Genomic DNA, 16,996 nt, shown 5'->3' with positions numbered 1-16,996 from the left:
AGTTTCTATTGAATATTCCAGAATAATAGCTAAAGCGAAGAAACTCCCTCTGGTCAAACAACTTCGCTTCTTAACGCTATTATTCTTCCATATTCAATGAAACTCTAAACTGCTTATTAAGATGGTCTTACAGTTATATCTAAAATCAATACTAGTTTAAAACAGAGCCTTAAATTTACCCTTATATAAAAATAAAATTTATCTCCTTTAAGAAGATTACCTCAAAAATAAATTTTCACTTCTACGAGAGTCAATTCTTTTCATATGTTTTAATATATAATTTGCTGTAATTCCTATAAAAATCCCTGTTCCTATTCCTGCTAATGATAAAAAAGGCAAATATGCCATTATTCCTAAATTTCTTATTACTAATGAGGCTACTAAAAGTTGCCCTATATTATGAAAAACTCCACCCACTGTACTAACTCCTATACAAGATACTTTTTCCTTAAAAACTTCCTTTACTAAAACCATGCCTAAAAAACTAAATATAGTTCCTCCAAGCCCAAATAAAAATGTTGAAAGAGACCCCATAATTAAAGTAGAAAGAAGTAATTTTAATCCTATTAAAGTCATACATTCCTTATAATTGTTAAGTGTATAAAGCCCTATAACAACAATTAAATTAGAAAGTCCAAGCTTAGCCCCTGGAATCATAAATGGTGATGGTATAAATCTTTCAACTGTATATAAAACTAATGCCTGAGCTACTAAAACTCCAATATAAATAATATTTTTTGTTCTCATAAAAGCCCCCTATAAATTTAGTGAGATAAAATAATATCTGACTTTTCTTTCCCCTTAATTTCAATAAAAACCTTATTAGGAAGACAAACTATACTTTCTCCTACTTTGCTTATTTCTCCTTGCTTCATGCATATTTTATCTTTGCAATCTGTTTCCTTCATAACTACCTTTCCATCCATTATGTAAACTAAATTTTTATGACCTGATGATTCAATTAAAACTTCTTTATTCTTAACTTCATTCAATAAAAATCTACTATGTATTTTCCCATCATAACTTATTACAACCTCTTTTTTATCATTACAAAAACCTTTTTTAAAAACTAATCCTATTGGAAGTATAGATATAAATACTAAAAAAATTATTATAATTCCATCTAATTTTTTCATCCTTACTCCTCCTAAAATAACAATATACTTATTATGTATATATGTTTTAAAACTTTAATTTATTATTTTATTCTTTAAGGAATGTTTTTTTATTTTCTAAATATATTTATAATATCTTAATACTCATGGAGGATTTATCTTATGAAAAAAAAGTTTTTTGCTATTATTATTTCAACTTTAGCACTATTTAACTTAGTAGGCTGTGGCTCATCAAAAAGTTCTAAATTAAAAGATGGAGATTATAAAATAGAAACAGCTAAGGCTGATGACCATGGAAACAAGGCTAGACTAAGCATAAAAGTTGTTAAAGGAAAAATAACTGAAGCTACTTATAATGAATTTAATGCTGAAAACAACCAACTTAAACGTGATAATGAAGAATATAACAAGAAAATGACTGAAGTTTCAGGAATTGGCCCTAAGGATTATGAACCTCAATTAGAAGAAGCCTTAATAAAAGCTCAATCCTCTGAAATAGACACAATAACAGGAGCTACTGGTTCATCTGAACAATTTAAATCCTTAGTTTCTGCTATTTTAAAAAATGCTGAAGAAGGAAAAACTGGAGAGAGTAAACTTTAATCCTATATAAAATTATAACTTTTAGGAGGATAAAATGGGTCGCTTAAAAAATATATGTTTTTTATTAATTATTTTACTGTTTACTAATTTAACAGCTTGTTCCATAAGTAATGAACCAATTAGTAAATCAAGTTTTTTCATGGGAACCATAGTTAATATAACTTTATATGACAAAAAAAATCAATCAATCTTAGAAAAAGTTTTTAAGGAAATAAATACACTTGAAGAGAAATTTAGTCTTAATATTCCCTCTTCAGAAGTAAATGAAATAAATAAAAATGCAGGAAATTCCCCTGTAAAAGTAAGCAATGAAACTTTTGAAATAATAAATAAAGCTATTGAAATTTCTAAAATGTCTAAGGGTTCCTTTGACATAACAATAGGACCTTTAGTTAATTTGTGGGGAATAGGAAGTGATAAAGCAAGGTTACCCAGTAAATCTGAAATAGATTACTGCCTAGATTTAATAGGTTATGAAAACATAATTTTAGATGAGTCAATAAAATCTGTTTTTCTAAAAAAAGAAAAAATGATCCTTGATTTAGGAGCTATTGCTAAAGGATATATTGCTGACATAATAAAAGATATGTTAATTAATGAGGGTATTAAGAAAGCTATTATTGATTTAGGTGGAAATATTTTTGCCTTGGGAGAAAAAAGTAAAAACACACCTTGGACTATAGGCATACAAAATCCTTTTGAAAATAGAGGAACTCCCTTAGGAACTTTAAAAATAACAAATCAATCTGTTGTTACTTCTGGAATTTATGAAAGATTTTTAGAAGTTGAAGGAATTAAGTATCATCATATACTTAATCCAAGTACTGGTTATCCCTTTCATAATGAATTAGCCTCTGTAAGTATAATATCTTCTAAATCAATTGATGGAGATGCATTATCAACAGCAACCTTTGCACTAGGCATAGAAGATGGATTAAATCTAATAAATTCACTTAATGATATAGAAGCAATTTTTGTAAATAAAAACAGAGAAATTTACTTAAGCAATGGGCTTACAAATAATTTTGAACTTTTAAATAAAGATTTCACTATAATCAGGTAAAACCAAACTTAAAACCTATATTAAACCTTAGTATGTTTATAAAAATCTCACCATAATTAAACAAAAACTTTTATAAATTATTTTTACTAAGTAAAACTTTAAAAGATATATTAAATTAATATATTACTCTTAACAAATTAAAGACCAATAACAAATACTAAATGGCAAGTTTCTTTCCTCTAAAAAAATAAAATTAAATTCTCTAAAGAAAAATAAACTTGCCATAACTTAAAATTTTCTTAAAAAATTATATATTTTTATAAAGTATTTTCCACAAATTCTTTATCCATTAACTCAAAAGCCTGTTTTAAAACACCTTTTCCATTCATTGTTCCATAATCTGAACTTTTTATAAGTCCAATTGGGAATTTCCCCTCAAACTTTTTATTCAATCTATTTGACAAGTATCTAACTTGAGGTCCTAACAACAAAACATCTGTATCCTCTTTAATTTTTCTTAATTCACTTTCCCCTATTGCTTCTATTTTGCAATCAACATTTAATTCTTTTGCCACTTTTCTCATATTTGAAACAAGTAAAGATGTAGACATACCTGATATACACAATAAAACTATATTTTTCATATCCTAATCCTCCTAAAATTTAATACCCTATTTATTTCCAACATATGTTAACTAATCCCCACTTAGCTACGCTTGAAATGGGAGCTTCTTGGTCAATATTCCTAACGAAACAAGTTTACACAAGCTTAAAATGTCTTCTCCTTTCAAAAACTAAAAATCCTAACACACCTATTCTATAGCGAAAAAATGTTTTTAACAATTAATTATATGTATTTTTATTAAATTCATTTAAAATTTCTTATTTTATTTACAATTTTTTAATCCATTTAAAAATTTCAGTTTTTATATTTATAAACAAAAAGCTCCCTTAAAAGTAGATTTTAACAGTTCTTTTTTTATCCTATCTACTTTAAAGGGAGCAATTCAAAACATAAGTTCCTTTTACTAATTAGCAACTAAAGTTATATTAAGTTTAATTTTCTTACCATCTCTTACAACTTCTAATGGTACTGAATCACCATCATTATATTTAGATTTACTTTCATTTAGTTCTTCTACTGATTTTATTTTCTTACCACCAAATTCTACTATTAAATCTCCACTTTTTAATCCTGCTTTTTCTGCTGGGCTAAACTCTTGAACTCCCACTACATAAACACCTTCTTGTAGGTTATTTTCCTTAGCTAATTCTGGAGTTATGGTTCTAACTTGAATTCCCATTTTTAATATTGGCTTTGATAATGAACCTAATCTATCTTTAACTTCATTTATAGGAATTGCAAATCCTATACCCTCAATACCTTCTCCTACTTTCTTAGCAGTGTTTACACCTATTACTTCACCTTTTGAATTTATTAATGGTCCACCACTATTACCAGGGTTTATAGCAGCATCTGTTTGTATATAATCTAAAACATTTCCACTTTCTGTTTTCATTTTTCTATTTGGTGAACTTATTATACCTTTTGTTACAGTTGAACTGAATTCTTTTCCTAAAGGATTTCCTATGGCAATTACCTCTTCACCAGCCTTAACTGTGGATGAGTTTCCAAGTTGAATAATTCCAGGCATTTTAACATTATCAGTTATTTTAATCACTGCCAAGTCTCTCTCAGCATCATAATTTACAACCTTAGCATTTACTTCTTTTCCATCATAAAAAATTACTTTAACTTCCTGAGCCCCATTTATAACATGATAGTTAGTAACAACATATCCCTCTTCATTTATTATAAATCCTGATCCTAATCCCTCTTGCTCTCTTACATTAAAGAATTGATCTCTTACTAAACTTTTTGTTGAAATACCAACAACGGCAGGTTTAACTTTTTCAACAACCTGAGGAACAGTTAATGCCCCTTCTTCGGCCTTAAATGATGGTGGATTAGCTGAATCACCTTTTAAATTTCCATTGCTAAAACTCACATTATTAACAGGAATTTTATCTTTTAATGTATAATACAAACCTCCAGCACCAATAGCTCCACCCATCATAGCTATGACTACTGCCCCAACAACAATTCCTACAGTCTTTTTAAATCCACTTTTTTTCTTTAGATTATTTTTAACCTTATTATTTATTGGAACTTCATCAATATTTTTTTCATTTTCCTCTAAATTCACCTTTTGAGTATGATTAATATTTGTACTCTTTTCTTCATTAGAATCTATATCTTTATTTGAATCTACTTTTTCTTTATTCTCCTCAAATCCAAAGTAGTCATTTAAATTTTCATCTTTTTTATTAAAATCACTCATTTAAAATACCCTCCTAAAACATTCAATTTCCATGACTTTATAATACCCATTTTTTATGTCATTTCAATGTCATATTTATGGCAGTTCAATGTCAGTTTGCCTGCTAATTTAAAGCTACTTCTCCTGTTCCTGACTATTATCTTGTATAAATTTTATACTATCTAAAATAAGTTCAGGTTTCTCTAAAGGTATAATATCTGTGTTATTTTTAGCATTTATTATTTGACTCATGTTAGGTGAAGTAAGCTTTCTTAAACTTTCTTGTTCTTTAGAAAAATCTTTGTTATTTACTATTATGCTCAAAGGTTTTCCATTTAATAATCCTTTTTTCTGAGAATTGCTATTTTTATTTATGATATTTGAAAGTTCATCATAATAAGCTCCATTATAATCACTCTTTGTTCTAAGCATATTAAACTTATTTAAATAATCTTTACTTAATTCCTCTATTCCATTAGGATTTTTTATAATTCCAAACTTATTCATAATTGATGTTAATCCAAAATAAGAACCATATTTTTGAGTAAATCTTGTAAACTTATGACTTGAAAATTGTTTCATATAATCCTTATTATTTAAAGCCTCTTCATTAATTGGATTTATAAGTATCATTCCTTGCACAAGTTCTGGATAAAGCTTTGCAAAATTACACATAACTAATGAACCATATCCTTCTCCAACCAAAATAAATGGTCCTCCAATATTTACTCTTCTAAGAATTAATCTTAATTGCTTTGCTTGTTCTTCAAGGGTTTTAGATTTTCCAAGTTCAGAAAAACCATATCCTGCTCTATCATATACAAATGTTCTATATCCATATTCTTTCTCTATTAAAGAAGTTTCTTTATCCCATTCATTCATTCCTAAACCTAAGTTTGAATCAAATACTAATGTAGGCTTAGTCTCACCATCATATTTAAAATAAGTCTTCTTACCATCAAGTCTTAAATATTTATTCTCTGGTGATATTTTACTTCTATCTATTTTATTTACTATACCTTGATAAGCAAATCCTACGAACACTAAAACCAAAATTATTAAAAATAAATTTTTCATAATACTAGCTGGCTTTATTTCTATATTTTTATTCATCTTATGAAATCCATTTGAGTACGGAATAAACTTCATTTACAATTCATCCCCTTATCTTTCTCCTAATCTTAAATTAGGTTTTGCATTTAGATTCATTTCAGCTATATTTCCTTTTAAAAGTTCAAAATAAGCAGCACTTCCTATCATAGCCGCGTTATCTGTACAAAGTATTGGTGATGGGAATAATACCTTAATTCCTCTTTTTTCACATTCCTTCTTAAGATTCTCTCTTAAGGCACTATTTGAAGCCACTCCTCCTGCAATTGCTATTTTGTCTGCATTTCTTAATTTACAAGTTTTTATGGCATTATCAGTTAAAACTTCAACCACAGCCTTTTGAAAACTTGCAACAACATCAGCTTTATTTATTTCTTCATTTTTCATTTCCATCTTATTTAGGTAATTTAATACTGCTGATTTAACACCACTAAATGAAAAATCTAAAGTATCATCATGGAAATTAGCTTTAGGGAATTTTATCGCATCTTTATTTCCTTCCTTAGCTAATTTATCTATTTTAGGACCACCTGGATATCCAAGTCCAACAGCTCTTGCCACCTTATCAAAAGCCTCTCCTGCCGCATCATCTCTAGTTTCTCCTATAATTTCGAACTTTCCATAATCCTCTACATGAACTACGAAAGTATGCCCTCCTGAAACTACTAAACAAACAAATGGTGGTTCTAAATCCTTATGATCTATGAAGTTTGCACTTATATGTCCTTCTATGTGATTAACTCCTATTAATGGCTTATCTAATGAATAAGCTAATCCTTTAGCATATTGAAGTCCTACTAATAAAGCTCCAACAAGCCCAGGTCCATATGTAACTGCAATTGCGTCTATATCTTCGAAAGTCATTCCAGCTTCCTCTATTGCTTCCTGAACAACAGCATTTATAGCTTCTATATGTTTTCTTGATGCAACCTCTGGAACAACGCCTCCAAATTTTGTATGTGTATCTATCTGAGAAGATATTACATTTGATAAAACTTCTCTTCCATTGACAACAACAGCTGCCGCCGTTTCATCACAACTACTTTCTATTGCTAATATAACTTTTCTATCCATTTTAATCCCTCGTAATTTATTTTTTTATATGTAAACATAAAGTATTATACTTTATCTATGAAATACATTCAAGAATTGTAAATACCTAATCTTGCATTATGATATAATAATTATTATATCATATGATTGGAGGTCTAATATGAATTCATACGCAAAAGTTATAGTAAAAGGGTCTCCTATTACTAAATCAAACTTTAAATTATCAAATGCACAGGGACGAGCTATTTTACCATCTAATTCTGGTAAATATCATGATAGATATGCTTTATATGAGGAACAAATAGCTTATGAAGCTAGAACTCAAAATCCCAACATAATTTTAGAAGAATCCTTAATTGCAGTTTTAAAAGTTTATTATAAAAGTTCAAAAAGACATCCTGATACAAGTAACATAACAAAAAGTATATTTGATGGTATAGAAAAAAGTGGACTAATAATAAATGATATGCAAATAAGAAGAATTATAACTGAAGAATTTTATGATAAAGAAAATCCTAGATTTGAATTAGAATTATTTGGAGAAAGTGCTTATAGTTTTGGATATGATATAAGAAAAAAAGAAATTCAAGATGAAAAGCTTATTTATTCTCCTCCTCCCAATAAAAAAAGAAAAACTTCCAATACTATTAAGAAAGAAAAAAAATCTAATCTCAAAAAAGAAGTCTCAGGAATTATATGTTCAATATGCAATAAATCAATAGTTGGAAATGACTTTGTTACTGCAAACAAAGGAGCAACTATTGTATGTAAAAAATGTTTATTAAGAATGTAGGTGATTATATGAATTTGCTTTGTATAGGTGATTCTCTAACATTTGGTTATAGCGTTGGTCCTGAAAATTCATGGGTTAAATTAATAAATGGTCTAAAGTTTTCAACAATAAATAAAGGTATAAATGGAGATACCTCTACAGGGATATTATCTAGAATATATCAAGCATTAATTTCATGTAGACCAGATATTTGCTTAATCATGTGTGGTTCCAATGATTTATTAATAGGTAAATCTATAAAATCAATTATGGAAAACATAGAATTAATAACAAAAGATTGTTTAGGTTTAGGAGTTATTCCTATAATAATGGCACCACCTAAAATATATGGTAACCTAGCATTAGAACGTTGGGATTCTTCATTAAATTATGATGAAATAAACAGTCAGTTAGAAAATTTCTCTAAAGAACTTAAAGATTTTTCTTTTGAAAACAACTTTAAATTTATTGATATTACAAATTCACTTCCTTTTCATATTTCAAACTATTCAGATGGGTTACATCTAAGTATAAAAGGAAATGAAATTGTTGCTGAAATAGTAAAAAAGGTTCTTTACTAAGAACCTTTTTTATTATATATATTTGAGAACTACTCTTAACTTAGATATGGTTTAAATAAAAGGCTCTGTTTTAAACTAGTGTTGATTTTAGATATAACTGTAAGACCATCTTAATAAGCAATTTAGAGTTTCATTGAATATGTAAGAATAATAGCGTTAAAAAGCGAAGTTGTTTGACCGTAGGGAGTTTCTTAGATTTAGCTATTATTCTGGAATATTCAATAGAAACTCTCTGCGAAATTAAGTAGGTCTGAAGGGATAGCTAAAATCAACACTCTATTGAAACAGAGCCAAATAAAAAAATTCTCTAAAATTTAGTTGAATTCTAATTTTCTTTATTTAAATAATTAAAAACAGCCTCTCCAACTTTATATCCCTCATCCACAGCTAAATCAGATAATTCATAAGCATGAAGGACATTACCACAAGCAAAAATCCCTGGCTCAGATGTTTCAAATTCTTCATTAACTAAGATTGTTTCACTACTATTTGATATTCTAATTCCAAGTTTCTTTCCTAAATAACTTTCTGGAATCCAAGGAACTGATATTAAAAGTGAATCACATTTTATAAATTGCTCATCTTCTCCACTCTTACTTATCATTACTCCTTCAACTCTTTCTGTTCCTAAAACCTCATTAACTGTATATCCTAATTTAACAGGAATATTAAATTCCTCTATTATATTTTCAATAGTGTATTGAGATGAATTTAAATAATCTTTACTTTCAACTATGGCTTCTATTTTGGCCCCTTCAACAATAATTCTTCTAGCAACAATCATATCGCTATCATGAGAACCTATTATAACAATATTTTTACCTGGTAAATAACCATAAATATTTATAAACCTATGGGCAGTTCCTGAAGTATATATTCCAGTAAACTTATTTAAAGGGACACTTACATTCCCCTTAAACTTTTCTCTGCTTCCAGTTGCTAAAACTATAGACTTAGCTTTCATTCTTTTCATGCCATCTTTAGGATTAACATAACTTATCTCTTTTTCATTATTTATTCCTAAAACTGTAGTACTTAGCTTAACATCTACTCCTAAATCATTAACTTTATTTACAAAAAATTCTACAAACTCACTTCCTGTTACAGCCTCTCCTAAAGTTTCCTTACCAAATCCACAATGTATGCATTGATTTAAAACACCACCTAATACATCTTCTCTTTCTAATAAAAGAACTTTATCTATACCTTTTTCTTTAGATTTTATAGCTGCTGCCATTCCACTTATTCCGCCTCCAACAACTACAACATCATATTCACATAAAATACTCTCCATATCATAAATATTTACCTAAAAGTAAACATTTCCTCCTCTCAAAAAGTATTATAATTTTATAACTTTTTTTGCATTATTCATAGACTCAACTATAGTGTACATATTACTTATTTCACCAATAGCTAACTCTTCCTTAATACCATAAAAATCTAAACAAGTTCCACAACTTAAAATTTTAACTCCACGTTTTTCTAAATTTTGTAGTGATTCTAACACAGCTGAATTCTTAACAGTAAGTTTAACCCCTCCATTTAAAAATATAAGTTCTTTTGGTATATTATCATTTTCTGATAATGTATAAATATATCCTTTCATAAGAAGAGTTCCTAGTTCATCATTACCTTCTCCAAATTTATCACTAGTAACTACTATTACAAAGTCCTCTTCATTTTTTTCTTCCTTAATATTTTCTTTTTTCTCTATGTTAATTATATAGTTTTTATCCTCTTCCCTTACCTTTGCTATATATCCACATCCAGTAGCATATTTAAAAATATTGTTTTTAGCAACTTCATTATCAACAATGACTTCTGCTATTCCACTATCTATTGAATCAAAATATTTTTTTGTATTTATCACAGGCATAGGGCAAGCCATCCCAACACAATTTATTCTCTTCATAACTTCACCTCTTAAAATAATCTATAATATAAAGATATCATATTTTAATAACTTCATAAAATCAAAACTTCAATTTTTGAATTTATTTTCAAGGTTTTTTGTAATAAATAATTAATAATATTAACATATTATTTTATGCTATAATGTTACTATCTTTGACAAATAAAGAAAGGGTGTTTTTATGCAAGAAAAAGTAAAAGAAAATAACATTCTTGTGAAATTTAAAGAATCACTAAATAAAAATTCTTTAATAAGATTAGGCTTTTATATATTTGCCATAGTCGGTATATTTTTAAAAGGTGCAATATTTTTAGGATATTCTTTAAACAAAGATCCTAGAGTTATTAATTTTAGCTTAGGATATAGACAAGCTAGTTATTTCATTAATTATTACATAGCTTTTGCAGCAATATTAATAAGTATAAGTTTTCTATTTAGAAACAAAGGAAAGTTTATTTCATTAATTGTCATAGACTCACTTGTATCAATACTTATAATGATGGATATTTGGTACTTTAGAGGATTTCAAACAATGCCATCAGTTATGCTTTTTAAACAGACAGCTAATTTAGATAACTTAGGAGATAGCATACTATCAATGGCTAGTACATCAGATATACTATTCTTTGTAGATATACTAATTCTAATAATAGCATTTATATTCTTAAGAAAAAGCTTTTCTAAGTGTAAATCAAACTTAAAAGGTACATTAATAGTTTGGATTATTTCAATATGTTATATAGGCTATGTTCCATTTAATGTTCATGTATTAAAAAGAGAAAATGTTAAAAATGCATATATCTTCGGTAACTATGATCCAACACAAACAGCTGAATTCTTCTCTCCATTAGGATATCATTTATATGATATTTTTAATGTTTATAAAAATTCAAAACCATATAAAATGACTACTGAAGATGAGGCTAAAATAAAAGAATATTATAAATTTAAAAATGAAAACTTACCTGAGAATAAATACACTGGAATGTTTAAAGGTAAAAATTTATTAATTATACAAGTAGAATCACTTGAAGATTTTGTTATAGGAAGATCAATTGATGGACAAGAGATTACCCCTAACTTAAATAAATTGTTAAAAAATTCAATTTATTTCCCTAATATTTTTGAACAAGTTAATGAAGGTACAAGTTCAGACTCAGATTTAATGGTTAACACATCAATGTTACCTTTAAGACAAGGAACTGCATTCTTTAGATATCCAAACACTTCATATAATTCAATGCCAAATATTTTAGAAAAAGAAGGATATAGTACAATAGCTATACACTCTGACAAAGGTTCATTCTGGAACTACGCTCAAGGATTAACTGGAATAGGCTTTGATAAGTTTGTTGATTACTACTCATTTAAACGTGATGAAAAAATAGGACTTGGACTAAGTGATAGAAGTTACTTCACTCAAGTACTTCCAATGATAAAAAATTTAAAACAACCATTTTACGCATTTACAGTTACATTAACAAGTCATGGACCTTTTGATTTACCAGAAAAATATCGTAAATTAAAACTAAATCCTGAACTTGATAAAAACGTACTTGGAGGATACTTCCAAAGCGTTCACTATACAGATGAACAGATTGGAATGTTCTTAAATAAATTAAAAGAAGATGGTTTACTAGATAACACAGTTATTGCTATTGAAGGAGATCATACTGGTCCACATAAATATTACGATAATAAAATAGAATCTTTATCAAACCCTGAATCATGGTGGCTAGATAATGGAAACCATACTGTTCCACTAATAATCTACAATCCAAGTATAAAAGAACCTGTTAAAGATGATGTTTACGGTGGCCAAATTGATATAATGCCAACATTATTAAACTTAATGGGAGTTCCAAGAAATATATATGAAAATACTGCACTTGGAAGAAATCTATTAAATACTAAAAGATCCTATGCTGTTTTAACTGATAAAACAGTGAAAGGAGATTTAACTGATAATGAAAAGAAAATCGTAGAAAGTTCTTTAGAATTATCTGATAAAATGATAAGAGCAAATTACTTCAAAGGAAAAGTTCCTCCTAATAATACTCCATCTAAATAATTAATAAACAAAAAAGAAAGCTAAATTTTAATAATTTAGCTTTCTTTTTACTATTCTATAGATTTTGCACCATAATTTTTCTCAATTGTTTCGTCCCAATTCTTAACATAATTACCAACAGCCCATTCAGCCATAACTATCTTTTCATCATAACCTATATTTATCTCTCCAAGTCTTTCCCCTAACCTTCCATCTGTTACTTCATATATAGATAACTTATTTTTTGATAAAGTAATTGCAATCTTTCCATTAGGAGATGTTACAATATCATCTATATCTCTCCCTAAAGAAACTATCTGACTCCATGGAACCATTAATGTATCATAGTTTATTAAAACTGGTACTGGATTTATATTAATATCAAAACTTTTACAATCATCAAAATTTTTCTTATTATTTAATAATCCTTCTAAATGCCAATTACCATTTTTTCTTTGAAGTGTCACATTAGAATGTTTATTCTGTGCATAATAATCCTTATCGCCTTTATTAAACTTATCTATAGCATTAGCCTCACTTATATTATAGTTTTCTTCTTGTTCATTACCAAATAAATTGACTATATCCATGCTACTAACACTGTCTATCATATCTATAGGAACTATACTATAAGAATTATATGTTCCATTAAAATTTTTACCATAATAAGATTCAAGTCCAATATAATCATTTCCTACAAAGGTTATTTCTTCATAAATCCCCTTTTTAACAACCTCGCCTTTCATCTCTTTATCATCTTTTTTCTTGCTAGTTACTTTAAGAGTATTTTCAAGTGTTCCATTTTTAAAATTCGATTTTAAACTTATATTTGAAAACCCATTAACCCTTGGTAATAAAAGAGAATCCTCTAAAACTTTAATAGGTTGAAGCTTATTATTTATAACAGAAATCCAAAAAGTTTTATATACAGCTTCCTCAAAATACCCATCTTTAATTCTAGCTGGCTCCTTAATTCCAAGAAGTATTCCAACATCCTTTTTATAATAATCCTTATTTGTCTTAGAATCTATCAAAGGTAGACTATTCTTATTTTTCTCCTTAGTCTTCGTATCAGCTTCACTTACAGAAATCTTAACATTATCTGAAACCTTTTTTATCTTAACTAATTTATCTGAAAGTAAAACATATGCCTCACTATCACTTATTGATATTAAATTTAAATAAGTCTTATTACTATCATATATAGATGTAATATCTATATAATCGCCCTTAACATTATCCTTAAGTTCTTTCTTAATTTCAATATCATCTATTTCCTTAAAAAATGTATTTCTCTCCATTCTCTTAAGTTTGAAATTAGGATTATTTATTATAATATCTCCAACAGTAAGATTATCTTTACTTATATTAATCTTATTTCCAACAGCCAAATGTAAACTTCCATCAGTTACTTCATCACCTTCAACCTTACCATCATTATAAGTACTTTTAGTAACTTCCCACTCCCCCAATATCTTTATATTATCTGATTCTGGTGGAGTAATCTTTGAAACATCAAAAGATTCTTTTTGAGAACACCCAACCATAAATATACTAATAACCATCAAGAATAATATAAAAAATTTTTTCATAAAACACCTCTTATAATTAATTTACATCGTCCTCAATGCTTCTAACAACCTTTTTAGGTAAATAAATTGTTATTTTTGTTCCCTTACCTAATTCACTATTAATCTCTAAAGTTCCTCCATGTAAATTCATAATTTCATCACATATAGAAAGTCCAATTCCATTTTGAGATTTTGAATTTTTACCTTTATAGAACTTCTCTTTTACTCTAGGTAACTCTTCCTTACTTATTCCACAACCTGTATCAATAATGTCTATATACACGCCGTCTTTACCATATAAGAAATCTATAGTTATATTTCCATTTTCAGGCGTAAACTTAAAAGCATTATCAAGTATATTTATAAATACCTGTTTTAATCTATCCTTATCACCAACTATTACAAACTCTTCCTCAATATCACTCAAAATAAGACTTTTATTTTCTCTTTCTGCCCTTGGATTCATATAAAGTTTTATATATTCAACAAAATCTTTCAAATTAATTTCTTCATACTTTAGTTTTATTTTTCCACTTACAAACTTAGAAAAATCTAAAAGTTCCTCAACCATATTACTTAATCTATCGGCTTCCTTTTCAATAATATCAAAACCCATTTTTAATGTTTCTCTATCTGTAAAATCATTATTTAAAGTAATAGCCCATCCTTTAATTGATGTTAAAGGGGTTCTAAGTTCATGAGAAACAGAAGAAATAAATTCATTCTTTAAAATTTCTCTATTTTCAATTTCCTCAGCCATTATATTTAAAGTTCCTGCAAGTTTTTCAATCTCATCATTAGTAACAATTTTATTTCTTACCTTTAGATTTCCTTTTGCCATTTGCTCAGAAACCTTAATAAGCTCAGTTATTGGATTTACAATACTATTTGCTAAAAAATAACTCAAAATTATACCAATAGCTAAAACAGTAAGTCCTATAACTATAAACACTAAAAAGAAATTTAATATAAAATTATCAACATTTCTAAGCGAACTTATATATCTTATAACTCCAACAATATCATTGGATGAATTTCTAAGTGGAGCAGATATAGCCATAACCTTTCCTGTATAATCAGGTGCAGTTCCTACCCATTTAGAAGTTTCCCCTTCTAATGCTCGCTTTACATCCATAGGTGTTCCATAATTTTTAGGTTCTAATCCAATAGAATCCATTATTAATTGACCCTTCAAATCATAAATTTGAACTTGTGCATCAGTTTGCTTCCAGAAAATATCTACATCATCATAGACATTATCCTCTAAACTCACATTAGATAAATATCTTTTATAAAAATCAACCGAAATATTTATCTGACTTAATAATATCTCTTCAGTATTTTGATAATAATACCTAGAAATAAAAATTAAAAACATGGCTGAAACTATTATAATAGTTGATAATAAAACAACTAAAAAATTTTTCATTAGCCTAGTCTTTATACTTTTCATAAACTATACTCCTATCTAAACTATGTAGATCAAAATCACTTTATTAATTTTTATATTTCCTAATTTAACTTATCTCCTATCTAGACTATATAAATAAAACTCTTTTGATATAAACTATCTTTTCCATCTATAACCTGTTCCCCAAACAGTTTCAATATACTTAGGCTTTGATGAATTATCCTCAATCTTAGCCCTAAGTCTTCTTATATTAACATCAACAATCTTAGGATCACCAAAGAAATCAATGCCCCAAACTAAATTTAACAATTCATCTCTTGTAAACGCCTTACCTGGATTTTGCATAAATATTTTCATTAATAAAAACTCTTTCGGAGTAACATCAATTTCTATTTCATCTTTATAAAGACTTTGAGAATAAAGGTCTAACTTGAAATTATCTACTTCAATACTATCAACCTTTTCACCACCTTCTTCTCCTTCAATTCTTCTTATTAACGCTTTTACTCTTAATGTTATTTCTAATGGATTAAATGGCTTTAAAACATAGTCATCAGCACCAAATTGTAATCCCATTATTTTATCCATATCTTCGCCCTTAGCAGTAAGCATTATAATCCCCATCTTAGGAAACTTTTTTCTTAAAGTCTGACAAACCTCAAATCCATTTATACCAGGTAACATAACATCTAAAATAGCTATATCAGGTTTTTCAATTAAGGCTTTTCTTATACCCTCTTCTCCACTTTCACACTCTATAACCTCAAATTTCTCTCTTTGAAAATTTATTCTTAAAAATCCTCTTATACTTTCTTCATCTTCAACAAGTAAAATCTTCATACCTATTTCAACTCCTTATAATGCCTTGCTTATTTTAAATACCTTTATATTTTAGAAAAATAAACTAATATAACAAAACCCTATTTTATTATATATAATATCGTATAGACTTTAATTACAAATAGCTTACACTCTCTTATTACTAACATAATTTTTGCTGACTTATTATATTTATATAAATACTTAAATATAATAATCATCCTATATACTATTATATCTTATTTTTAATAAGATTTATTTATTGAAATTATACTATCTTATTTTTGCCTTTATTTATTAATTGAAGTTATTTATATTAATTTTTCCGTAAAACAAAAAAAGCTATAAATTGATCCTTTATCAATTCATAACTTACCTTTTAATTTTAAAATATATATTTATTTTTTTATAAAAAAAATGGCTCCTCGGAGAGGACTCGAACCTCCAACCTATCGGTTAACAGCCGAGTGCTCCACCATTGAGCTACCGAGGAACATTTCATTGAAAGATTGTTCTTTCAAAATTGCACATAATTAATACTATAATTTGGTCAAGCCCTCGATCTATTAGTATCGGTCAGCTGAACATGTTACCATGCTTACACCCCCGACCTATCAACCTTGTGTTCTTCAAGGGATCTTACTAGCTTATGCTATGGGAAATCTCATCTTG

At 27.6% G+C, this 16,996-nt stretch carries 16 protein-coding genes, 1 tRNA gene and 1 rRNA gene; 5 read left to right on the top strand and 13 right to left on the bottom strand.

Annotated elements, in window-relative coordinates:
* Positions 1-216: 216 nt before the first annotated feature.
* Together Q1K13_RS10740 and Q1K13_RS10735 are read right to left on the bottom strand one after the other, a co-directional pair.
* Positions 217-747, bottom strand: coding sequence for a Gx transporter family protein (locus Q1K13_RS10740; protein ID WP_300350638.1), 531 nt, complete (start codon positions 745-747; stop codon positions 217-219).
* 17 nt (positions 748-764) lie between these two features.
* Positions 765-1,136 carry a NusG domain II-containing protein gene (locus tag Q1K13_RS10735; protein ID WP_300350635.1) on the bottom strand — a complete coding sequence of 124 codons (372 nt, stop codon included), beginning with the start codon at positions 1,134-1,136 and terminating at the stop codon, positions 765-767.
* A gap of 141 nt (positions 1,137-1,277) precedes the next feature.
* Between Q1K13_RS10735 and Q1K13_RS10730 the strand changes: the two genes are divergently transcribed.
* Both Q1K13_RS10730 and Q1K13_RS10725 read left to right on the top strand, forming a co-directional pair.
* On the top strand, positions 1,278-1,718 hold the full coding sequence (locus Q1K13_RS10730) for an FMN-binding protein (RefSeq protein ID WP_300350632.1): 441 nt from the start codon (positions 1,278-1,280) through the stop codon (positions 1,716-1,718).
* A 34-nt stretch (positions 1,719-1,752) separates the two neighbouring features.
* Entirely contained in the window at positions 1,753-2,781 is a 1,029-nt protein-coding gene (locus tag Q1K13_RS10725; RefSeq protein ID WP_300350629.1) for an FAD:protein FMN transferase, read from the top strand.
* 257 nt (positions 2,782-3,038) lie between these two features.
* Here the strand turns inward: Q1K13_RS10725 and Q1K13_RS10720 are convergent, their stop codons facing one another.
* From Q1K13_RS10720 to tsaD, 4 genes are all read right to left on the bottom strand, one after another.
* A complete protein-coding gene (locus Q1K13_RS10720; RefSeq protein ID WP_300350627.1) occupies positions 3,039-3,365 on the bottom strand; it encodes a PTS sugar transporter subunit IIB in 327 nt (108 codons plus the stop codon).
* Between the two features lie 384 nt (positions 3,366-3,749).
* On the bottom strand, positions 3,750-5,063 hold the full coding sequence (locus tag Q1K13_RS10715) for a S1C family serine protease (RefSeq protein ID WP_300350624.1): 1,314 nt from the start codon (positions 5,061-5,063) through the stop codon (positions 3,750-3,752).
* A 114-nt stretch (positions 5,064-5,177) separates the two neighbouring features.
* Positions 5,178-6,191, bottom strand: coding sequence for an alpha/beta hydrolase (locus tag Q1K13_RS10710; protein ID WP_300350621.1), 1,014 nt, complete (start codon positions 6,189-6,191; stop codon positions 5,178-5,180).
* A gap of 15 nt (positions 6,192-6,206) precedes the next feature.
* A complete protein-coding gene (tsaD, locus tag Q1K13_RS10705; RefSeq protein ID WP_300350618.1) occupies positions 6,207-7,226 on the bottom strand; it encodes a tRNA (adenosine(37)-N6)-threonylcarbamoyltransferase complex transferase subunit TsaD in 1,020 nt (339 codons plus the stop codon).
* Between the two features lie 139 nt (positions 7,227-7,365).
* Here tsaD and Q1K13_RS10700 point away from each other — a divergent pair, with 139 nt between their 5' ends.
* Entirely contained in the window at positions 7,366-7,998 is a 633-nt protein-coding gene (locus Q1K13_RS10700) for a RusA family crossover junction endodeoxyribonuclease (RefSeq protein ID WP_300350615.1), read from the top strand.
* A gap of 8 nt (positions 7,999-8,006) precedes the next feature.
* Complete coding sequence (locus Q1K13_RS10695) at positions 8,007-8,558, top strand: GDSL-type esterase/lipase family protein (protein WP_300350612.1); 552 nt, start codon at positions 8,007-8,009, stop codon at positions 8,556-8,558.
* 325 nt (positions 8,559-8,883) lie between these two features.
* Here Q1K13_RS10695 and Q1K13_RS10690 read toward each other — a convergent pair whose 3' ends face one another.
* Both Q1K13_RS10690 and yedF read right to left on the bottom strand, forming a co-directional pair.
* Complete coding sequence (locus Q1K13_RS10690) at positions 8,884-9,852, bottom strand: NAD(P)/FAD-dependent oxidoreductase (RefSeq protein WP_300350609.1); 969 nt, start codon at positions 9,850-9,852, stop codon at positions 8,884-8,886.
* Positions 9,853-9,900: 48 nt separating this feature from the next.
* Complete coding sequence (yedF, locus tag Q1K13_RS10685; RefSeq protein WP_300350607.1) at positions 9,901-10,473, bottom strand: sulfurtransferase-like selenium metabolism protein YedF; 573 nt, start codon at positions 10,471-10,473, stop codon at positions 9,901-9,903.
* Between the two features lie 181 nt (positions 10,474-10,654).
* On the opposite strand from yedF, the gene Q1K13_RS10680 reads away from it, so the two are divergent.
* Positions 10,655-12,544, top strand: a complete 1,890-nt coding sequence (locus Q1K13_RS10680) for an LTA synthase family protein (protein ID WP_300350605.1) — start codon at positions 10,655-10,657, stop codon at positions 12,542-12,544.
* A 50-nt stretch (positions 12,545-12,594) separates the two neighbouring features.
* Here the strand turns inward: Q1K13_RS10680 and Q1K13_RS10675 are convergent, their stop codons facing one another.
* From Q1K13_RS10675 to Q1K13_RS10655, 5 genes are all read right to left on the bottom strand, one after another.
* Positions 12,595-14,115, bottom strand: a complete 1,521-nt coding sequence (locus Q1K13_RS10675; protein WP_300350603.1) for a hypothetical protein — start codon at positions 14,113-14,115, stop codon at positions 12,595-12,597.
* Positions 14,116-14,131: 16 nt separating this feature from the next.
* Positions 14,132-15,547 carry a HAMP domain-containing sensor histidine kinase gene (locus tag Q1K13_RS10670; RefSeq protein ID WP_300350600.1) on the bottom strand — a complete coding sequence of 472 codons (1,416 nt, stop codon included), beginning with the start codon at positions 15,545-15,547 and terminating at the stop codon, positions 14,132-14,134.
* 114 nt (positions 15,548-15,661) lie between these two features.
* Positions 15,662-16,345 carry a response regulator transcription factor gene (locus tag Q1K13_RS10665; protein ID WP_300350598.1) on the bottom strand — a complete coding sequence of 228 codons (684 nt, stop codon included), beginning with the start codon at positions 16,343-16,345 and terminating at the stop codon, positions 15,662-15,664.
* 397 nt (positions 16,346-16,742) lie between these two features.
* Positions 16,743-16,817: transfer RNA gene (locus tag Q1K13_RS10660), tRNA-Asn, on the bottom strand.
* 53 nt (positions 16,818-16,870) lie between these two features.
* A 23S ribosomal RNA gene (locus Q1K13_RS10655) occupies positions 16,871-16,996 on the bottom strand; the annotation flags it as partial.

Origin of the sequence: Clostridium sp. (assembly GCF_029267215.1) — a bacterium.
Lineage (GTDB): Bacteria > Bacillota > Clostridia > Clostridiales > Clostridiaceae > Sarcina.
Note: the sequence above shows the minus strand (reverse complement) of the source record. Positions and strands in the feature narration are given on the sequence as shown.